We start from the raw sequence: 21,620 nt of genomic DNA on the forward strand, positions 1-21,620 counted from the left end.
CTCAAATATGGGCCGTTTTTCATGTGGAGAACTTATAATCTTACATTCCCGGTAAAATTACGCTATCAATAATATGAATTACTCCATTTGATTGATTTACATCTGCAATAGTCACCATAGACATGTTACCGGCTGCATCTTTTAATACTACATTTTTCCCTTTTAACATAGCAGTTAATGTGCCACCATTTACGGTAGTTAACTCAGTTTTTCCTTTACCTTCTTTAATCATCATAACTAAATCCATAGCATTCATTTTTCCAGCAACAACATGGTAAGTCAATACAGATTGTAATTTAGTCTTGTTTTCAGCCATTAATAATGTTTCAACAGTGCCTTTTGGTAACTTATCAAAAGCGGCATTAGTAGGTGCAAATACGGTAAATGGACCGTCACCTTGCAATGTTTCCACTAAACCAGCTGCTTTTACGGCTGCAACTAGCGTTGTATGGTCTTTAGAATTCACTGCATTTTCAATAATGTTTTTATCCGGATACATTTCTGCCCCGCCTACCATTTTGGTTTCCATCATCATTTTATTTTCCATCTTTGTCATTTTTTTGTCCTTCCTCATTTTCATTTTTCCGTCTTGAGCAAAGGATGATGCACTTAGGCCAACTGTTAAAGCTAAAGCAGCAAGGGTAATAGTTTTTGAAATTTTCATAGTTTTATTTTTTAGTACACGCTACTTACGCAACCATTATACATGAGGTTTGGTTTTATCTTCTATTAATTTTAATAGTTGAATCATTAATGCCTAGGACAAGGAAATTTAGCGTTGTACTTTAGAACATAATATCTATAGCTTTTTATGAGCTCAACGACAAAAAAACCAGCTAATGTATCTTTAAATATTACACTAATGAAGAGTATATACTTTTTTCTATTCCTGCCTTTTCTGTTATTCCCACAGACTAAAACGACAGAATTGCCCCAATTGTCAATATCCGAAAATCATAGATTCCTTGTTAGTGCGGATAATGAGCCATTCTTTTGGTTAGGGGATACTGCATGGTTGCTTTTCTCTAAATTAAGTAGGGAAGAGGCAAATCTATATTTAGATGACAGGCTTGCAAAAGGATATAATGTAATACAGGTTATGGTTTTACATAGTCTTGATGTAAAAAACTATTATGGAGATACAGCATTGGTTGATAGTAATATATCCCTCCCATTAACCGTAGCAGGTTCCGAATTTGAAAATAAAGCTGAATATGATTTTTGGGATCATGTAGACTATATAATAGATTTAGCGGAACAAAAAGGACTTTATATGGCTTTAGTACCTGTTTGGGGGACTAATTTTAATAATGGTGCTATTAGTTTAGAAGATGCAAAATTCTACGCAAAATGGGTTTCTGATAGATATAAAGAGAAGTCCAACATAATATGGCTTAATGGTGGGGATACCAAGGGTAATGAAAACTTGGAAAATTGGAATGCAATGGGCACTATTTATAAAGAGAACAATCCGGACAAGTTAGTTACTTTTCACCCTTTTGGCAGAATGAAATCTTCAACATGGTTTCACAATGAAGATTGGTTAGATTTCAATATGTTTCAATCTGGGCATAGACGTTATGATCAGGAAGACCCGGAATTTGGATATGGACAAGATAATTACAAGTATGTAAATGACGATTTTAAATTAAAGCCATTAAAACCAACCATAGATGGTGAACCTGCATACGAAAGTATACCCCAAGGTTTACACGATCCTTCAGAACCTTTTTGGACTGCGGATGATGTAAGAAGATATGCCTACTGGTCCGTTTTTGCAGGTGGATTTGGGTTTACTTATGGCCATAATGCCGTAATGCAAATGCATAAACCAGGTGATAAATCTCCTGCTTATGGTGCAAGGGAATTTTGGACAGAAGCACTTAATGCGGATGGGGCAAACCAGATGCAATATTTAAAAAAACTAATGCTTTCAAAACCTATTCTGGATAGAGTCCCTGATCAACAGTTATTGGTTGGTAAGGAAGGTAGAAAATATGACTATCAAATTGCTACAAGAGGAAAGGACTATGCTTTTATCTATACTTACAACGGAAAGGATATCAAGGTGCGTATGGGGGTAATTGTTGGGGAAAAGATAAATGCATCTTGGTATAATCCTAGAAATGGGGAATATAGTTTTATAGGCACTTTCGCTAATATAGGAACTAAAACCTTTGACCCGCCAGGAAGTAGTAAAGATGGAAACGATTGGATATTAGTGTTGGAACAACTGAAATAACTAGATTGATTTATTTTTTGTTGAAAGTATAATATTGGAACCTACGAACACAGCCAAAGCAGGTAGCACCCAGCCCAAACTATATTGCTGCAGGGGAATCCATGAAAATGTATCTGCTGCTGGTGCTAATGCACTTATACTACCCAAGAAATCAGGTATACTAAATAGTATGGTGGTAACCGTCACCATTTTGAAGACAAAAGGTGCAGCATATTTATCAGGGAGTACATTTAAAAGAATCAGGATTATGGTTAATGGATAAATGAACATTAATGAGGGTACGGCAACCGCAATGATATACCCAACGTTAAACTGACCCATGAGCACCCCCAACACACTACCAATAATTGCCATAAGGGTATAAGCCGTTTTAGATTCCTTAAACCTTGATGCTACATAATCTGCCGTGCCGGTCACTATACCGACCGCTGTGGTAAAGCACGCCAAACCGACCAATATACTCAAGAACAAATTACCAATATTCCCCAAACTCTGTTTTGCAAGGCCAGATAAGATTTCTGTCCTAGTGGTCTCCGCGTTAAAAACCGTATGTGACAATGCCCCGGAAAGAATTAAACCCATATAAATCAAGAACAGCGATAAACCGGCAAACCAGGCAGCGTTCCTAATCAATGTTTTCTTTTCATCATACCTTGCATCAACATATTTTAGATTGATAGATATGATAATGACCCCACCCACGACTACGGCGCCAATGGCATCAAAGGTTTGGTAGCCTTCCAAAATACCGTTGGTAAAGGGGCTTTCAATTGTTGTACTCCCAAATTCAAACGGAAATGAAAAAACCGTTATTCCAATGACCAATAGCAAGATAATGATTATTGCTGGGGTTAAAATCTTGCCGAGTATGTTCAAAATTTTGGAACGGTTTAAAGCAAATAGTAAGACCAGGCCAAAATAAATACTACTGGTATACCAAGAAGAAATTTCCCAATAGGGCTGTATAGCCATTTCGTGTGTAACGGAAGCTGTTCTAGGGCTAGGGAGGGCTATCGCAATTGCATAAATGAAAAATGCATAGATCAAGCTGAACAAAGGTGACACCTTATTGCCAAAATCTATAAGTGTTCCCTGTAATTTTGCATGTGCCAAAATACCTAATACGGGTATCACTACGGCAGATAATCCAAAACCTATAGTTACTATGAGCCATTGATTTCCAGAATTAAAGCCCAATAATGGGGGTAAAATTAGGTTGCCCGCCCCAAAAAAAAGGGAGAATAGGGCAAAGGCGGTTACAAGGGTTTCCTTCTTTTTAAACATAGATGCAATTTAAGTGAAAGTTTATTAAATAACAGACCTGCCAAGGATTTAGATGATTCAAGACACCAAAAAAAAGAAGGTTGACAACAGGATAGGTCAGACTCACAACAAATAGTGGTGCAGTTCTTTAATATACAGTACATTAACATTAAGAAATTAAACTTATGTCAATTTCTTACTAGTAAACCTAATTATAAACCGCATATTTTAGATTACCCAGATTGTAACCTTTGCACCAAAAAACCTACAGCATGAAAAAATTATTCTGCAACATTTTCGGCCATCATTACTCCATTTCTAAAAAAGTAACCTCCCACATTAAAGAGTACAAGTGTATTCATTGCCAAAAACAAGTTACTACAGATGTAAGTGGCAACCTTTCTAGTTTAACTCCAGAATTACAGGATATCAATAGGACATTAGAACGTATTTACCAGAGAAGGCATACTGCTACACAACAAGTAGCATAGCACTAATTTACGCAAAAGAGTTCCAGCCCTGAGCGGTCAATGGAATTTTTGTATTATTCCTGGAAATTAAGAAAGCACCTTCATTTTCTCCCGTCGTATGCCCCACAACGGTAAAATTAGGATTGCCCTTTATTTTTGGGAATTCTTTTTGGTCTATGGTAAACAGCAATTCATAATCTTCGCCACCACTTAAGGCTACCAAGGTACTATCCATTTTAAATTCCTCACAGGCAGATATTACAGTTGGGTCAAGTGGAATTTTATCTTCATATAAATCTATACCTAGGCCACTACTTTTGCTTAAATGCAATATTTCAGATGATAGTCCGTCGCTAATATCGATCATGCTGGTAGGATGAACCTTTAATTTTTTAAGGAGATCTGGAATGTCTTTTCGTGCTTCAGGCTTTAACTGCCGTTCTACAATATAAGAATAGGGCTCTAGATCGGGTTGACTATTGGGGTTTACCTTAAATACTTCTTTTTCCCGTTCTAAGACCTGTAGTCCCATATAGGCTGCACCTAAATCTCCCGTTACGACCAAAAGGTCATTAGGTTTGGCACCGGAGCGGTAGGCAAGGCTAGATTCTTCCGCTTCTCCTATGGCCGTTACACTAATGAGCAACCCTGTCTTTGAAGACGTGGTATCCCCGCCCACTAGATCTACATTGTACATTTTACAGGCCGTGGCAATACCGGCATATAATTCTTCCAGGGCTTCTAAAGGAAATCTATTGGACACCGCAATGGATACGGTTATTTGTGTAGCCGTTGCGTTCATTGCATAGATATCGGATAAATTTACCATGACCGCTTTATACCCTAAATGTTTTAACGGCATATAGCTGAGGTCAAAATGCACACCTTCAATTAATAGATCGGTACTGATCACAGTTTTTTTGTCCTTGAAATCTAACACGGTAGCATCATCGCCTATACCCTTAATGGTTGACTTCCGGGAAATCTTGAAATCCTTGGTAAGATGTTCAATTAAGCCAAATTCCCCTAATTTTTCCAGTGATGTTCTTTCTTGGTCTTTGTTTTCTAGCATGCTGCAAATTTAAGAAGTAAATACAAGATAAAAACCAAAAAAAACCGGGGCATTAGTGCCCCGGTTCATTATTAAAATCAATTAGAAGCAAATTAACGGTCTAGCCTAAGGAGTACCCTTCCCTATAGGTTCTTTTTACATATTTATTGGCCGGTTCAAAATTGGTGATCTTCATATTTGCTGCATCCCACTGTAAGCGTTTTCTGCCATAATATTGCTTGCCTCCGCCCCAAAAGCTTTGGTTTTCCACGGTAGGGTCTACTTCAAAATATGATTTCAATGCTAAATTACCAATTAGAATACTTTCCGTAAACGGACCGGCATAGTCAAAGGAGGAGCTGGTTTCTGCATTGCCATACCCTGCCATACATGCATTTACCCATTGTAAATAATGGCCTTCCGGTACACGGGCAATGGTTTGCTCTACTTCAAACTGTTCGTTGAGACTTAATGGCAATAACCTTGGGTTGGCGCCATAACAATCTGCCATTAGTTTTCCTTTAGTACCTATAAATAGCACGCCGCCATCCCAATTTCCTAAGGCTTCATCATCCCCTAGTTCCTCTGGGCGCTCAGGAAGTAGTCCGCCATCCATCCAAGTAACCTTTATTTTGCCTTTGCCATCGGTTCTTGGATAGCTAAGATGGATTTTGCTGGAATTTGGAAAACTTTTTGGATAATCCTTGTATTCAAAATTCCCTTTGAACGAATCCGATACACTGCACTCTACGGTATCCGGATAAAGAATAGGTAAAATTCTATAAACGGGGTCCATAATATGGCATGCCATATCACCTAAGGCACCCGTACCAAAATCCGACCACCCTCTCCAATCAAACGGTAAATACGCATCATTATAATCGCGCATTGCCGCAGTGCCTAGCCAAAGGTCCCAATTTAGACCTTTAGGTATTCTATCTTTTTTGGTAGGTGTCTGCAACGCTTGGGGCCAAATTGCCCTATTGGTCCAACATTTTACGGTATGGACATCACCTATAATACCTGTATCATAAATCTCCTTCATTTTACGGACCCCATCTCCAGATCCGCCCTGGTTTCCCATTTGGGTTACCACCTTGAATTTTTTTGCAGCTTCGGTAAGCATTCTGGCTTCCCAAATATCATGGGTCAACGGTTTTTGAACATATACATGCTTGCCCATTGCCATTGCTTGGTATGCTGCCACCGCATGGTTATGGTCTGGTGTAGAAACGGAAACGGCATCAATATTACTGCCTTCCTTCTCTAACATTTCCCTAAAATCATTATAGTAACTGGCCTTGGGAAAAGCTTCTCTAGATTTAACGGCCTGCCTATCATCAACATCGCATAATGATACAATATTGACATTTGGACTTTCTGCAAACGAAGCAATATCACTTTGTCCTTTGCCACCTGCGCCAATACCGGCAATATTCAGTTTATCGCTTGGCGCAATAAACCCTGTTCCACCCAATACATGTCTAGGTACGATCATGAATCCGGCTGCGGCCATACCGGTATTTTTCATGAATTTTCTGCGCGAACTTTTTTTAATGTGTGTCTTTTTGTTTGACATAAGGTAAACTTGTTTTTGTTGTTAGTTGATTTGATCATCAAGATAATTTAATTATAGCAATTATATGGAGCTCAATTCAGTTTTATGATTTTTCATAAAATGCAATTAGTATCTTTAAGTATTGATTTTAAATTAATTGCATGAAAAAGGTTCTTTATCTTTTAACATTTTTTGGGTTTTTTGGTTGCTCTTCTGATAATGAGCCTATTGAGAATAATGTACCCGATGTTGTTACACCTACATCCATACCTTGTGAAAACGGTATGGCGGGAATATACCCTTGTAATGGGTATGATTTTTTGGCCAATATTAGTTTGGAAACGATGCAGGCGGCTTCGGGCAATGATATTTGGGGGTGGACAGATGTTGAGACAGGAAAGGAATACGCAATTATGGGTTTGGATAATGGTACAGCTTTTATAGATATTACGGATGCCGAAAACCCAACTTATCTGGGAAAATTGCCCACTGCTACCAGTGCAAGTTCTTGGAGAGATGTAAAGGTTTATGGAGATTATGCCTACATCGTTGCCGAGGCCGATAATCATGGTGTTCAAGTGTTCGACCTTAAAAAACTTAGGGGAGTAAATAATCTTCCCTTAACGTTTATTGCAGATGGTAATTATACCGGTATTGGTAATGCTCATAATATCGTAATCAATCCCTCCTCTGGATTTGCCTATCCTGTGGGTACAGATAGGGACGATGACTACAATGGTGGCGTACATTTTCTTGATCTTCAAAATCCAATTGCCCCTCTGACGGCCGGTGGGTGGGGTGTTAACGGGTATACTCATGATGCACAGGTCATTACGTATAGTGGTCCAGATACTGACTATCAAGGTGCGGAACTATTTGTTGGGGCTAATGAAGATCAAGTTGTTATAGTAGATATTAGCAATAAAAATTCCCCTTTGACATTGGCTACTTTGCCTTATCCAAATATTGGTTATACCCACCAAGGGTGGTTTACAGATGACCAGCGGTATTTTATTTTAGGAGATGAATTGGATGAAATCCGTCAAGGTTTTAACACCAGAACTTTGATTTTTGATATGGCGGACTTGGAAAATCCTGTTTTGCACCACACCTATTTAGGTCCTACAAGTGCTATAGACCATAATGGATATGTTTTGGGGAACGAATTTTTTCTAGCTAATTACACTGCCGGAGTCCGTGTGTTGAACATAACCAATATAGGGGACAAGGTAATTACTGAAGAGGCTTTTTTTGATACCTACCCGGCAAATGATAACACCCAGTTCTCTGGTGTGTGGAGTGTTTATCCCTATTTTGAAAGTGGAAATGTTATTGTCAGTGATATTGATGGCGGACTTTTTATCATTAAAAAATCTGAGTGAATATGCGTAAAACAGCACTTATAATCTCTATTATGCTCTATTTTTCTTGTGCAAAGGAAGAAGCGGAAGTAACGTTCAATACTTTGGAATCTTCGTTCAAGGGAGAATTGGAATGGGTTAGAAATTTTGGCGGTAGTAGTGTTGAAAGTGCTCAGGCCATTATAAAGACAAATGATGGCGGCTTTGCAATTATTGGATATACAGGCAGTATAAATGGTGATATTGATACCAAAACCGTTGAAGAAAATGATTATTGGCTCTTAAAGTTTGACCGCGATGCAAATTTACAATGGAACAAAACCTATGGGGGCAGCAAAGATGATATTGGGCAAAGTTTGGCACAGACCAGTGATGGCGGGTTTATTTTAACCGGTTATGCAATGAGCAGTGACGGCGACGCCACTAATAATGAAGGATTTCATGACAATTGGATCGTGAAGTTGAATGCTCAGGGCAATTTGGAGTGGGAAAGTAGTTACGGCTTTTCTGGACATGACCATTCCTACGATATTCTTGAGGCATCTCAGGGAGGGTATTTTTTCACAGGATTTTTGGATATTACATCCGCACGTGCAGATGGTAATACTGAAAAAGGTAATACTTTAACGAGTCATGGCGTAGGTGAATTTTGGGGCACCAAGATAGATGAAGAGGGCAGTGTGCAATGGCGCGGTTATTTTGGAGGAACCAACAATGATCGTGCGCATAGTGTGGTACAGGCAAATGACGGTGGTTTTGTCATGGCCGGTTTTACCGAAAGTGACGATTATGATATTAGTAGCACCAATGGTAGCTATGATTTTTGGGTCGTAAAGGTAGATGCGTTTGGTAACCTGGTCTGGGAACAATCTTTTGGTGGGGAAGGTATTGAGGTTTCCTATGATATTGCCAAAACTACGGATGGCGGTTTTGTGGTCGTAGGCAATACGTTTAGTACTAACGGCGATATTTTAAATAACCACGGTGAATCTGATATGTGGATGATCAAATTGGGTGAAAATGGCAATTTGGAATGGGAGCAGACCTATGGTGGCAGCAAGTTTGATCTGGCACAGGCGGTCGTAGAAAGTATGGATGGCGGATTTTTAATTGCCGGAAACACTAAAAGCAATGATTATGATGCCTCTAACAATATGGGGGAAAATGATATTTGGTTGGTAAAGACCAACCAAACCGGTAATCTTGTTTGGCAGCAATCTTATGGCGGTTCCGGGCTTGATTTTGGTTTTGACCTTATGGAAAACCCAGATGGGAGCGTTTTCGTTGTGGGGGAATCATCAAGTGCCGATTTTAACCCCCTTACCCTTAAAGGTAAATCAGACTTGATCCTTTTAAAAATCAAATAAAACACACCAGATATTCTTATAGGATTCTCCTATGTTGATATACGTTATAATAATGTTAGGTTCTATGGAAAAAACCTACTTATGACGTATATTTGTAAACTATTTAGATTAAATCCAGTTAATTATGATTCAGGTATCAGAAACGGCTAAAAGGAAAGTCATCAACCTTATGACAGAGGAAGGTTTTGACGCGACCAAGGATTATGTGCGTGTGGGTGTTAAGAGCGGCGGATGTAGTGGATTGTCTTATGAATTGAATTTTGATAATAAAAAAGATGAAGCCGATAAGGTCTTTGAAGATAACGATGTACGTATCATTGTAGATAAAAAAAGTTTTTTATACTTAGTAGGTACAGTATTGGAATATTCTGGTGGACTTAACGGTAAGGGTTTCGTCTTTAACAATCCCAATGCACAAAGAACATGTGGTTGTGGTGAAAGTTTTTCATTATAGAATAAAGTAAAACGAGAAAAAGTAAATAGGCAAAGGTTGTTATGTATTGTTCTTTTGAAAATTTAGAAGTATACAAATTATCAAAAGCGTTTAAAGGGGATATCTTTAAATTGCTTGACGGTCAGCCTTATATGTTGCTTAAGGATTATCCAAAGAGTCGCGGAATCCTTTTTATATAATGGATTAAACAGGATATTTTGAAAAAAGAGAATTAATAGAATATAGAGAGCAAATTGCGATAATTTCAAAGCAGCTAGCAAACTATATTAAATATGTTAAGAAGAGATGTGGTTAGTTTTAACTCGTCAACTTTTAACTTATTAACTATGAATATATGGCATATACAGAAGAAGAATTAAAGAAAGAATTGGAAACCAAAGAGTATGAATATGGTTTCTACACTGATATAGAATCTGAAACGTTTCCAAATGGTTTGAGCGAAGAAATCGTTATTGCCATATCCAAGAAAAAGGAGGAGCCGGAATGGATGACGCTTTGGCGTTTAGAGGCTTTTAAGTATTGGAAGGAAATGGTTGAGCCAGAATGGGCAAATGTACATTATACAAAACCCGATTTTCAGGCAATTTCATATTATTCCGCCCCTAAAAAGGCAGACCCCAACAAAACTTTGGATGATGTTGATCCGGAATTGTTGGAGATGTACAAGAAACTTGGGATTTCTGTAGACGAACAAAAGAAACTACAGAATGTTGCGGTAGACATTGTTATGGATTCGGTTTCGGTTGCCACCACGTTCAAAAAGACCTTGGCGGAAAAAGGAATTATATTCTGCTCCATATCGGAAGCCATTAAGGAACACCCTGAACTGGTAAAAAAATACATTGGTTCTGTAGTGCCAAAAAGAGATAACTTTTATGCGGCTTTGAACTCCGCTGTTTTTTCTGATGGTAGTTTCTGTTACATTCCTAAAGGTGTTCGCTGTCCAATGGAACTTTCTACCTATTTTAGAATCAACCAAGCAGGTACCGGCCAATTTGAACGTACATTGGTCATTGCAGATGAAGATAGTTATGTAAGTTACCTAGAAGGGTGTACTGCACCATCTAGGGATGAAAACCAACTGCATGCTGCCGTGGTAGAATTAATTGCCTTGGACGGTGCGGAAATAAAATATTCTACGGTTCAAAACTGGTTCCCAGGAGGCAAGGACGGTAAAGGCGGGGTCTATAATTTTGTGACCAAAAGAGCATTGTGTGAGAAAAACGCCAAAGTTTCATGGACACAGGTAGAAACAGGATCTGCCGTTACCTGGAAATATCCTTCCTGTATCTTAAAAGGAGATAATTCCATAGGCGAATTTTATTCTATTGCGGTCACGAATAATTACCAACAGGCAGATACAGGTACCAAAATGGTCCATATTGGAAAGAACACCAAAAGTACCATTATCTCTAAAGGTATTTCTGCCGGAAAATCTCAAAACAGTTATCGTGGGTTGGTACAGGTGAATAGCCGTGCGGAAGGTGCGCGTAATTTTTCGCAGTGCGATTCCCTTTTAATGGGCAATGAATGTGGGGCACACACATTCCCTTACATTGAGGCCAAAAATAAATCGGCAATGATAGAGCACGAGGCCACAACCAGTAAGATTGGTGAGGACCAAATATTTTATTGCAATCAAAGAGGTATTGATACGGAAAAAGCAATAGCGTTGATCGTAAATGGGTTCAGTAAAGAAGTGTTGAATAAGTTACCAATGGAATTTGCCGTGGAGGCTCAAAAACTTTTGGAAATTAGTTTAGAAGGTTCTGTTGGATAAAGTAAATACACTAATGAGAAATTTTTTAATCATCATAGTTCTGATTTTTGCATTTAGCTGCAAAGAAAATAAGAACGAAACTAAAGCTGAAATCACTTCACAAGAAGTAGTAAAGCCAGAGGTCAAATTATACACTTTTAATGGCGGTACTGTTATGGTCAATAACCTGGAATTATTTTCTCAGGACACCACCTATCAAGGTCAGACCAAGGAATTTGCAGACCCGTTCTATGTTATTAGCCATCCTAAAGGTAATCTCATGTGGGATGCAGGACTTCCTGAAAGTTTAATCGCTATGGATGAACCGTACACGGATCCAAGCGGCGCATTTACGGTAAGTAGAAAAGACTCTGTAGTAAATCAACTAAAACGCATTGGCATGGTGCCAACGGATATTGATTTTATAGCCTTGTCCCATACCCATTTTGACCATAGTGGGCATGCCAATGTTCTTAAAGAGGCTACATGGTTGGTGCAACAAAGTGAATATGATTTTATCACAAGTGAGGAAACCCAAAAGAACAATGCGGATATTTATAACGCGATCAAGGATTTGACCAAGACAAAACCGATTACTGGTGACTATGACGTTTTTGGTGACGGTACCGTTGTCATTAAATCTATGCCAGGACATACCCCGGGACATCAGGTTTTGTATTTGGACCTTCCTGAAAGCGGCCCTTTACTATTAACCGGAGATCTGTATCATTTGTATGAAAACAGAACACATAGAAGAGTACCTATTTTTAATTATGATGTTGAGGAAACATTAAATAGCATGTCCAGTTTTGAAGCTTTGGCAAAGGAGAACAATGCCAAAGTATACATGCAACATTCAAAAGAAGATTTTAATAAAATGCCTAAGGCACCAGAATATTTAAAGTAACATATTATGTTGAAAATTACAAACTTACACGCTAGTGTGGAGGATAAGGAAATACTAAAAGGAATAAACTTGGAAGTTAAGGCGGGTGAGGTACATGCTATTATGGGCCCTAATGGCTCAGGTAAAAGTACCTTGGCATCCGTAATTGCGGGTAAAGAGGAATTTGAGGTTACGGAAGGCACCATAGAATTAAGCGGAGAGGACTTGGAAGACGTGTCACCAGAAGAAAGAGCCCATAAAGGTGTTTTTCTTTCTTTTCAATATCCGGTAGAAATTCCTGGAGTATCCGTAACCAATTTCATGAAAACGGCCATTAACGAATCCCGTAAGGCAAGAGGTCTTGAAGATATGCCTGCAAAGGAAATGTTGAAGTTGATCAGGGAAAAATCAGAATTATTGGAAATAGACCGTAAATTCTTATCGCGTAGTTTAAATGAAGGTTTTTCTGGCGGTGAGAAAAAAAGAAATGAAATTTTTCAAATGGCCATGCTAGAACCTAAAGTGGCTATTTTGGATGAAACGGATTCCGGTCTTGATATCGATGCATTGCGTATCGTTTCCAACGGGGTGAATAAATTAAAGAGTAAGGATAATGCGGTTATTCTAATTACGCACTACCAACGTCTGTTGGAATATATTGTTCCAGATTTTGTACATGTTTTGCACAACGGTAAAATTGTTAAATCAGGTGGCAAGGAATTGGCCTTGGAGCTTGAAGAAAAAGGGTACGACTGGTTAAAGCAAGAAACAGTGGTTTAAAAAATTAGTACTAAGTACAAAGTACTTAGTATAGAGTCCTTATTACTTTGTACTAAGGACTTAATACTAAAGATATATGGATTTAAAAGATAAATTGATTTCTTCTTTTATGGCGTTTGAGAACAATGTGGACGTGGAGCATCCGGTACATGAGGTTCGTATGGCCGCCATAAAGAATTTTGAGGAAAAAGGATTTCCTTCAAAAAAGGAAGAGGCTTGGAAGTATACATCGTTGAACAGTATACAGAAAATAGATTTCAGTATTTTTCCAAAACAGGAAAATACTATAGAGTATAAGGACGTTAAGCGTTATTTTCTACATGAGATAGATTCTTATAAAATTGTATTCGTTGACGGTATTTATAGTTCTTACCTTTCTGAAACTACACATGATGGAGTAGACATCTGTTTAATGAGTTCCGCGTTGACAAAGCCAATGTATAAGCCCGTTATTGATGTTTATTTCAATAAAATAGCCTCTAAGGACGAATCTTTGACCTCCTTGAACACGGCATTTAGCCGTGAGGGTGCCTATATATACATTCCAAAGAACAAAATGCCGAAAAAACCTATTGAGATTTTACATTTCTCAACGGGTAACGAGGCTTCTTTAATGTTACAACCTAGAAATTTGGTGGTGGTTGAAGAAAATGCCGAGGTTCAAATTATAGAACGGCACCAGAGTTTGACCTCCAACGACATCCTTACCAATGCGGTAACGGAAATATATGCAGATAAGAACGCTATTATAGATTTTTATAAGATACAGAATGATGCTGCCAATGCATCGTTGATAGATAACACTTATATTGATCAAAAGGATAAGAGCGTCGTAAAGGTTCATACATTTTCCTTTGGTGGAAAAATGACACGTAACAACCTTAACTTTTTTCAAAATGGTGAGTATATAGACTCTACCATGAAGGGAATTACCATCTTGGGTGAAAAACAACATGTAGACCATCATACCTTAGTGCACCATATTGAGCCTAATTGTGAGAGTCACCAAGATTATAAAGGTATTTACGGAGATAGTTCAACCGGAGTCTTCAATGGTAAGATTATTGTGGATAAAATTGCCCAAAAAACCAATGCTTTTCAGCAAAACAATAATATTTTAATTAGTGATAAGGCCAGTATCAATACAAAGCCACAATTGGAGATTTTCGCTGATGATGTAAAATGTTCCCATGGGTGTACTATAGGACAGTTAGATGAAGATGCATTGTTTTACCTGCAGTCAAGAGGTATTCCACAAAAAGAAGCACGTGCATTGTTAATGTATGCTTTTGCTAATAACGTTCTTACTTCTGTTCGTATTCCTGAGTTAAAGACTAGAATAAATAAATTGATAGCGAAGAAGCTAGGGGTGAACCTTGGGTTCGATTTGTAGACACATTCATTATTTTATTCAATAAAATTAACGGTTCGTTAGGTCATTCTTAACGAACCGTTGTGTTTTCCTACATATTTTTTAGGTTAGTTTGGTCGTATCAATTTAAATCCAACTTAATATGAAAAAATCTTTACTTGTAATGTTTTTGGTAATGTGTACATATTGCGTTAGTGCGCAAAACAAGAAATGGAGTGTAGAAGCTAATTACCCCGTCAATGTTTCTGAAAATGATGGAGACATCGAATTAAACGGTATAATTGATCTGGGAATAAAATACCGGTTTATGGATTTAGGAGCTGTTCAATTAGGAGCTGGCTTAAATACTGCTTTGTTAAGGAACGAAGATAATTTTATTTACGGTGGTCCAGGATTTGAGAATCGAGAATTTAATTACGAAGCAAAGCAAATATTGGTTCAGCCAAAACTATTTGCGGAATTGGCTATTCCAGGATTGGCAAGACTAAAACCTCAAATAGCTCTGGGATATACGGTTGCGGTAGACGATTATTATTATAATGACGGGGGTAATGTAGAGGCGGACTATTCAAATACGAATGGGGGTTTAAATTTAAATTTGGGGATTTCCTATGACCTTTCCAGTCGCTTTTTTATACAAGTGCAATATGATTATCTGAACGTACATAAGAAAGGGGAGGAAACTAGGAACGATCAAACGTATTCTTATGATTTCAAAGAAAAAATAGGTTTGTTAAAAGCTGGTTTAGGATTCCGATTTTAAAATGAAATAGTGAGACTTTAATACAAAAGGAGCGGTACAATACCCGATATGTTTTCATTATCGGGTATCTTTGTATATAAGAAGATTGGCTATGTTAGATATTAAAAAAATAAGGGAAGATTTCCCAATTCTTAAGCGTGAGGTAAATGGCAAACCGTTGGTCTATTTGGATAATGCCGCTACATCGCAAACCCCGCAACAGGTTATAGACACTATTGTAGATTATTATCAAAACTACAATGCAAATATACATCGTGGGGTGCATACGCTTTCACAAGAGGCTACCGATAAATATGAGCAGGCAAGATTAAAGATTCAAAAACATTTTAATGCGGCCAAGTCATATGAAATCATATTTACTTCAGGTACAACACATAGTATTAACCTTGTGGCAAATGGATTTTCGTCTTTAATAAAAAAAGGGGATGAGATATTGGTATCCGCAATGGAGCACCATTCCAATATTGTTCCATGGCAGATGTTATCTGAACGTACCGGAGCCATTTTAAAAGTAATTCCAATGAACCAAGAAGGGGAATTGCGAATGGATGTTTATAACGAATTACTTTCAGATAAAACTAAACTGGTTTTCTGTAACCATATTTCTAATGCCTTGGGAACTATTAATCCTATTAAGGAAATTATAGATAGGGCCCATAGTGTTGGTGCTGCGGTATTGATAGATGGTGCGCAGGCCACACCTCATTTAGTGCCTGATGTACAGGCTTTGGATGTCGATTTTTACACGTGTTCCGCTCATAAGATCTGTGGACCAACAGGGGTTGGCATGTTATATGGCAAGGAAGAATGGTTAAATAAATTACCCCCATACCAAGGCGGTGGTGAAATGATTGCAGAAGTCACTTTTGAAAAAACTACCTATGCGGATTTACCCCATAAGTTTGAAGCAGGTACGCCTAATATTTGTGGTGGTATAGCTTTTGGGGCGGCATTAGATTACATGAATGCTATAGGCTTTGATGAAATCGCAAAATATGAGCATGAGCTTTTGGAATATGCTACGCAAGAATTAGAAAAGATAGACGGACTAAAAATATACGGTACGGCTAAGGACAAAACTTCTGTAATATCATTCAATATAGAACATATTCACCCTTATGATATGGGAAGTATTTTAGATAAACTGGGTATTGCCGTGCGTACAGGTCACCATTGTGCACAGCCAATAATGGATTTTTATAAAATACCGGGAACGGTTCGTGCAAGCTTTGCCTTTTATAATACTAGAGAAGAAGTTGATGTACTGGTTACAGGGGTGTTAAAGGCTAAAAGCATGTTGTTGTAGAACAATAACTTATAGAGTGTCATAACTGTTGAAACTCATCATTTGTTATCGTATTTTTGTAGAAAATTAAGCAATGGACATTAAAGAGATACAAGAAGAAATTATCGATGAATTTTCCATGTTCGATGATTGGATGCAGCGCTATGAGTATATGATAGAATTGGGTAAATCCCTTCCATTGATCAAAGAGGAGTACAAAACCGAGGATAATATCATTAAAGGGTGCCAGAGCAAGGTATGGGTGCATGCAGAGCTAGAGGGCAATAAGTTGGTTTTTACTGCAGATAGCGATGCTATTATTACAAAAGGTATCATAGCTATCTTGATCAGGGCCTTCAGCAATCAAAAGCCGCAGGATATTTTAGATGCCGATACCCAGTTCATAGATGAAATTGGTTTAAAGGAACATTTGTCTCCCACTAGGGCCAACGGCTTGGTAAGTATGATCAAGCAGTTAAAATTATATGCAGTGGCATATCAAACACAAATTGAAGAATAAAAATTATGAGTGAAGAAAATATAGCGGAGGGTAGTGCGGAATTAGGTGAAAAAATAGTAAGGATTTTAAAGACTATTTATGATCCGGAAATTCCTGTGGATATTTATGAATTAGGTTTAATTTATGATGTTTTGGTCAATGAGGACAACGAGGTTAAGATTTTGATGACCTTGACTTCGCCCAATTGTCCCGTAGCGGAATCCTTGCCTGCAGAAGTAGAGGAAAAAGTAAAATCATTGGATGCCATTAAGGACGCCGAGGTAGAAATAACTTTTGATCCACCTTGGACACAGGATTTAATGAGTGAAGAAGCCAAATTGGAATTAGGCTTGCTTTAACTCTAACAGGCGGTAAGGATTAAAGTATAAAACAAGCGGGGTATGCAAGAGGAAATTGTGAACAGAGTAGCGCAGAGCAAACTCATTACCTTTAATTTAGAGGATTATTATCCTATTGGCAATAGAATGGTATTGGATATCAAAGATTGGCTATATGAAGGTTTTATTCTAAAGGAAAAGGAGTTTAGGGCACATGTAGCACAGCATGATTGGTCCCAATACAACAATGCTTATGTGGCTATGCACTGTTCTACAGACGCTATAGTTCCTGGCTGGGCATATCTGCTATTGTCCATGAATTTAAGTCCGTTTGCTAAAAAAATTGTTCAAGGTAGCCTGGTAGATTTGGAGACACTGTTATATCAATCTATTCTTGATACCATAGATTTTACGGAGTTTCAGGATAAATCGGTAATCATTAAGGGCTGTACCAAAAAAGCTGTACCACCTAATGCATATATAATTCTTGCCGCCAAATTACAGCCGGTAGCAAAATCGGTCATGTATGGCGAAGCATGTTCGGCCGTGCCCTTATACAAAAGAAAATAACAAAATCCTATTTAGAGATTTTGTTTACAATACTTACCTTTGCGCCACTATAAACTATAAACTATAAACATTAATATCATGAAGAAGATTGTTTTAACTCTAGCTTGTGCTTTGGTAGCAAGTATTGGTTTTTCACAGACCGAAGAGGAACTTAAGGCGCAAATAGGACCAAAGAAAGATTCTATAGCGGCAATTCAGGGCAGAGTGGATGCCTTACAAGGGCAAATAGATAAATTACCAGGATGGAAAAAAGGTGCTTTCGGAACTATCGGTGCCAACATCAGCAGCTTTAATAACTGGTATGGACAAGGCACTCCAGACCTGTCTTCAGGTAATATTGGAGTAACCATGAACGCATTTGCGAATTTGACCGAAGAAAAATTCTTTTGGAGAAATTCTGGAAACATTAACTTGGGCTGGGTAAAGTTTGACGATAAGAACGATCCAACCGATGACGATAGCTTTAAGCAAGGTACAGATGTATTCAACATTACATCGCTTTACGGAAGAAAATTAAGCGAGAAATTCGCCATTTCAGGTTTAGGGGAGTACAGAACTACCATTTTGAACAATTTTAATGATCCTGGATACTTGGATTTAGGTGTTGGTGCTACATGGACCCCAATTGCAGACCTAGTAGTTGTTATCCACCCATTGAACTACAACTTTGTATTCAGTGAAAACGATGCGGTTTTTGAGTCTTCTTTAGGTGCCAAAATCGTTGCCGATTATACAAAGAAAATAGGAGCGGTTAATTTTAAATCTAACCTTTCTATGTTCCAAAGCTATAAGAGTGGAGACCTTTCTAACTTAACTTGGATCAATTCATTTGGTTACACCTTATGGAACGGTATAGGACTAGGTTTTGAATTTGGACTACGTGACAATAAGCAAGAAGCATTAAACTATGCGTTGACAGGTCCTAACCCTGTAGCAGGCGCTACATTTGACAATGTGGACAACAAATTACAAACTTACTTCTTAGTAGGTTTGAACTATGCTTTCTAAGAATTACGGATATATATAAGTATAACAATGAAAAAGCCCTCTTTAAAGAGGGCTTTTTTAGGTTAAGTAATTATCGTAAAATTTGGGATTTTACTTTTAGTTTTAAATAAGTTAAATATCGATTTGGGGTCAACACTTATACTTAAACACAAGGTAAAATTAGACCAATACTTTAGTTGTCGATAATTTATGTTGTGAACCAACTTTAATCTGTGGTGAAATTTATCAATGGTTTAATTTCATCGATGAACTGCACTTTTCATATTATAATTGGCATTTAGTACTCATCTAAATGCTCAGGGTACAAAAAGTTGTTGTAAGGAAAACGGGTAACATGAATGTCCCTGACTTCATTATAGACCCTTTTCCTGAACTCATCCAAGTTCTCTTTGTTCAGCGCAGATATGAACAGGGCACGATCCCCAACTTTTTCCATCCAGGTATTTTTCCAATCTGCAATGGTAAAGTGCTTTCCGGTGCGTTCCGTAATAAGATCATCCTCATCTATGGTTTCATACTCATACTGATCGATCTTATTGAACACCATAATGGTTTTCTTTTCTGAACTTTTAATTTCTGAAAGGATTTTGTTTACGGATTCTATATGTTCCTCAAATTGAGGATGCGAAATATCCACCACATGTAAAAGCAAATCGGCTTCCCTAACCTCATCCAATGTGCTTTTAAAGCTTTCAACTAGTTGTGTAGGTAATTTTCTAATGAATCCTACCGTATCGCTCAGTAAAAACGGTAAATTGCCTATGACCACTTTTCTTACCGTGGTATCTAATGTGGCAAACAATTTGTTCTCCGCAAACACATCACTTTTGCTAATGACATTCATTAAGGTAGATTTGCCTACGTTGGTGTATCCTACAAGGGCAACCCGCACTAAAGCACCACGGTTACCCCTTTGGGTCTCCATTTGACGATCGATCTTGCTAAGTTTCTTTTTCAACAGGGTTATACGGTCCCTAACGATACGCCTATCCGTCTCAATTTCCGTTTCACCGGGTCCACGCATACCTATACCACCTTTTTGTCGTTCAAGGTGTGTCCAAAGTCCTGTTAGTCTTGGCAAAAGGTATTCATATTGCGCCAATTCTACCTGCGTACGAGCATAGCTTGTTTGTGCCCTTTGTGCAAAAATATCCAAGATCAAACTCGTACGGTCAATGATTTTACAACGTAATTGTTTTTCTATATTACGCTGTTGACCTGGGGTAAGTTCGTCATCAAAAATGACAGAACCTATTTCATGTTCATCAACATATTTTTCTATCTCTTCCATTTTACCCGTTCCAATCAAAGTTTTAGGATTGGGAACATCCATACGTTGGGTAAAACGTTTATAAACTTCACCACCTGCAGTATAGGTAAGAAATTCCAGCTCATCTAGATATTCCTTTACCTTTTCCTCATTTTGGTCTTTATTGATTATCCCAATAAGGACCGCTTTTTCATAATCTGTTATCTTCTTTTCTATCATAATAATGTAAAGTGCAAAATTAAGCATTTAGCTATAAGCCATTTCGTATTTTTATTGATTCAATAAAAAGTTACATGCGCATTCCCTTTTTTAAGAAAAAACCTAAAAAGCAACAATATACCGTGGCATTCTACAATGTAGAAAATCTATTTGATCCACGACGAAATTCTAAGATTTTGGATAGCGATTATACCCCAAATGGAGTAAAAAAATGGACATTGGAACGCTACCAGCGTAAATTGAGAAAATTAGCGAAGACCATGGTCAATATTGGTGATGATGGCCATCCTTATCCACCGGCTATTTTGGGTTTGGCAGAGGCAGAGAATAACCAAGTACTTAAAGATTTAGTGGATACTGATCCCTTGGATGACTTAGGATATGGTTTTGTGCATTTTGATTCTCCAGATGAACGGGGTATAGACACGGCATTGATCTATAGAAAAAAATTTTTTAAGGTACTCCATGCGGAACCACTCGCCCTATTGGTAGATAATGCCGGCGGAATCAGGGACACTACAAGGGATATTCTGTACATAAAGGGGGAGTTCAATAATGAGTTAATGCATATTTTCATTAATCATTGGCCTTCCAGACGTGAGGGAGATGTTGCCACAGCTTATAAGAGAATAGCTGCCGCAGAAGAAATAATTGCGCGTATGGAAATCATTAAACAAACAGAGCAAGAACCTAATGTCATTGTAATGGGTGATTTCAATGATGATCCATCATCAGAAAGTGTACAAGTGCTTAAAAATAAAGGTGGACTCTTTAATCCTATGGAAAGTTTGCATATACCTAATAGTCAAGGGTCTTCTATTTATAACATGAAATGGAATCTATTTGATCAAATATTAATTTCCAGTTCATTCTTTAATTATGAGAAGGGCACGCATAGTTTTGATAACGCCGGTATCTATAACCATAAATCGTTAATGGAAAAGAAAGGGAAATTTAAAGGTACACCTTATAGAACTTTTGTGTCCCATAAATATATGGGAGGATATAGTGATCATTTTCCGGTTTATGCAATGTTTACCTTCAATACTTGAACATTTAATTGAAAGAAAATACTTACACATCGAAAAATTGAAGTTTCACAACA

At 37.8% G+C, this 21,620-nt stretch carries 21 protein-coding genes; 16 read left to right on the plus strand and 5 right to left on the minus strand.

Translation table 11 applies throughout. The annotated features are described in order from the left end of the window. Nucleotides 1-40 precede the first annotated feature (40 nt). The gene (locus CHB68_RS00540) at nucleotides 41-664 is read right to left on the minus strand and encodes a fasciclin domain-containing protein (RefSeq protein WP_089258520.1); all 624 of its coding nucleotides are present in this window, start codon (nucleotides 662-664) and stop codon (nucleotides 41-43) included. Nucleotides 665-862: 198 nt separating this feature from the next. Here CHB68_RS00540 and CHB68_RS00545 point away from each other — a divergent pair, with 198 nt between their 5' ends. Beyond that, a complete protein-coding gene (locus tag CHB68_RS00545) occupies nucleotides 863-2,242 on the plus strand; it encodes a glycoside hydrolase family 140 protein (protein ID WP_089259725.1) in 1,380 nt (459 codons plus the stop codon). Here the strand turns inward: CHB68_RS00545 and CHB68_RS00550 are convergent, their stop codons facing one another. After that, nucleotides 2,243-3,526: a branched-chain amino acid transport system II carrier protein gene (locus CHB68_RS00550; protein WP_089258522.1), complete on the minus strand. Its 1,284-nt coding sequence runs from the start codon at nucleotides 3,524-3,526 to the stop codon at nucleotides 2,243-2,245. Nucleotides 3,527-3,777: 251 nt separating this feature from the next. Here CHB68_RS00550 and CHB68_RS00555 point away from each other — a divergent pair, with 251 nt between their 5' ends. Next, entirely contained in the window at nucleotides 3,778-3,996 is a 219-nt protein-coding gene (locus CHB68_RS00555) for a hypothetical protein (protein ID WP_089258524.1), read from the plus strand. 7 nt (nucleotides 3,997-4,003) lie between these two features. Here CHB68_RS00555 and thiL read toward each other — a convergent pair whose 3' ends face one another. Further along, complete coding sequence (thiL, locus tag CHB68_RS00560; RefSeq protein WP_089258526.1) at nucleotides 4,004-5,047, minus strand: thiamine-phosphate kinase; 1,044 nt, start codon at nucleotides 5,045-5,047, stop codon at nucleotides 4,004-4,006. 100 nt (nucleotides 5,048-5,147) lie between these two features. Then, the gene (locus CHB68_RS00565; RefSeq protein WP_089258528.1) at nucleotides 5,148-6,605 is read right to left on the minus strand and encodes a Gfo/Idh/MocA family protein; all 1,458 of its coding nucleotides are present in this window, start codon (nucleotides 6,603-6,605) and stop codon (nucleotides 5,148-5,150) included. Nucleotides 6,606-6,745: 140 nt separating this feature from the next. Here CHB68_RS00565 and CHB68_RS00570 point away from each other — a divergent pair, with 140 nt between their 5' ends. The 13 genes from CHB68_RS00570 (at nucleotide 6,746) to CHB68_RS00630 (ending at nucleotide 19,026) form a co-directional block, all read left to right on the plus strand. Continuing rightward, nucleotides 6,746-7,966, plus strand: coding sequence for a choice-of-anchor B family protein (locus CHB68_RS00570; RefSeq protein WP_089258530.1), 1,221 nt, complete (start codon nucleotides 6,746-6,748; stop codon nucleotides 7,964-7,966). Nucleotides 7,967-7,968: 2 nt separating this feature from the next. Next, nucleotides 7,969-9,312: a hypothetical protein gene (locus tag CHB68_RS00575; RefSeq protein ID WP_089258532.1), complete on the plus strand. Its 1,344-nt coding sequence runs from the start codon at nucleotides 7,969-7,971 to the stop codon at nucleotides 9,310-9,312. Nucleotides 9,313-9,436: 124 nt separating this feature from the next. Then, entirely contained in the window at nucleotides 9,437-9,766 is a 330-nt protein-coding gene (locus CHB68_RS00580; RefSeq protein ID WP_089258534.1) for a HesB/IscA family protein, read from the plus strand. 334 nt (nucleotides 9,767-10,100) lie between these two features. Next, complete coding sequence (gene sufB, locus CHB68_RS00585; RefSeq protein ID WP_089258536.1) at nucleotides 10,101-11,546, plus strand: Fe-S cluster assembly protein SufB; 1,446 nt, start codon at nucleotides 10,101-10,103, stop codon at nucleotides 11,544-11,546. Nucleotides 11,547-11,559: 13 nt separating this feature from the next. Beyond that, entirely contained in the window at nucleotides 11,560-12,432 is an 873-nt protein-coding gene (locus CHB68_RS00590) for an N-acyl homoserine lactonase family protein (RefSeq protein ID WP_089259726.1), read from the plus strand. Nucleotides 12,433-12,438: 6 nt separating this feature from the next. Then, complete coding sequence (gene sufC, locus CHB68_RS00595; RefSeq protein WP_089258538.1) at nucleotides 12,439-13,191, plus strand: Fe-S cluster assembly ATPase SufC; 753 nt, start codon at nucleotides 12,439-12,441, stop codon at nucleotides 13,189-13,191. A 76-nt stretch (nucleotides 13,192-13,267) separates the two neighbouring features. Further along, on the plus strand, nucleotides 13,268-14,584 hold the full coding sequence (gene sufD / locus CHB68_RS00600) for a Fe-S cluster assembly protein SufD (protein WP_089258540.1): 1,317 nt from the start codon (nucleotides 13,268-13,270) through the stop codon (nucleotides 14,582-14,584). 121 nt (nucleotides 14,585-14,705) lie between these two features. Next, a complete protein-coding gene (locus CHB68_RS00605) occupies nucleotides 14,706-15,326 on the plus strand; it encodes an outer membrane protein (RefSeq protein ID WP_089258542.1) in 621 nt (206 codons plus the stop codon). A gap of 91 nt (nucleotides 15,327-15,417) precedes the next feature. Continuing rightward, nucleotides 15,418-16,632, plus strand: coding sequence for an aminotransferase class V-fold PLP-dependent enzyme (locus CHB68_RS00610; protein WP_089258544.1), 1,215 nt, complete (start codon nucleotides 15,418-15,420; stop codon nucleotides 16,630-16,632). A gap of 73 nt (nucleotides 16,633-16,705) precedes the next feature. Continuing rightward, nucleotides 16,706-17,131, plus strand: coding sequence for a SufE family protein (locus tag CHB68_RS00615; protein ID WP_089258546.1), 426 nt, complete (start codon nucleotides 16,706-16,708; stop codon nucleotides 17,129-17,131). 5 nt (nucleotides 17,132-17,136) lie between these two features. Continuing rightward, nucleotides 17,137-17,469: an SUF system Fe-S cluster assembly protein gene (locus tag CHB68_RS00620; RefSeq protein WP_089258548.1), complete on the plus strand. Its 333-nt coding sequence runs from the start codon at nucleotides 17,137-17,139 to the stop codon at nucleotides 17,467-17,469. A gap of 42 nt (nucleotides 17,470-17,511) precedes the next feature. Further along, nucleotides 17,512-18,018 (plus strand): DUF2480 family protein, encoded by a 507-nt coding sequence (locus CHB68_RS00625; protein ID WP_089258550.1) that lies wholly within the window; start codon nucleotides 17,512-17,514, stop codon nucleotides 18,016-18,018. A gap of 78 nt (nucleotides 18,019-18,096) precedes the next feature. Continuing rightward, nucleotides 18,097-19,026, plus strand: coding sequence for a DUF3078 domain-containing protein (locus CHB68_RS00630; protein WP_089258552.1), 930 nt, complete (start codon nucleotides 18,097-18,099; stop codon nucleotides 19,024-19,026). A 277-nt stretch (nucleotides 19,027-19,303) separates the two neighbouring features. Here the strand turns inward: CHB68_RS00630 and hflX are convergent, their stop codons facing one another. Continuing rightward, on the minus strand, nucleotides 19,304-20,515 hold the full coding sequence (hflX, locus tag CHB68_RS00635; RefSeq protein ID WP_089258554.1) for a GTPase HflX: 1,212 nt from the start codon (nucleotides 20,513-20,515) through the stop codon (nucleotides 19,304-19,306). 74 nt (nucleotides 20,516-20,589) lie between these two features. On the opposite strand from hflX, the gene CHB68_RS00640 reads away from it, so the two are divergent. Continuing rightward, nucleotides 20,590-21,567: an endonuclease/exonuclease/phosphatase family protein gene (locus CHB68_RS00640; RefSeq protein ID WP_089258556.1), complete on the plus strand. Its 978-nt coding sequence runs from the start codon at nucleotides 20,590-20,592 to the stop codon at nucleotides 21,565-21,567. The last annotated feature ends 53 nt before the right edge of the window (nucleotides 21,568-21,620 follow it).

The sequence above is a fragment of the Maribacter sedimenticola genome (assembly GCF_900188415.1).
Taxonomy (GTDB): domain Bacteria; phylum Bacteroidota; class Bacteroidia; order Flavobacteriales; family Flavobacteriaceae; genus Maribacter; species Maribacter sedimenticola.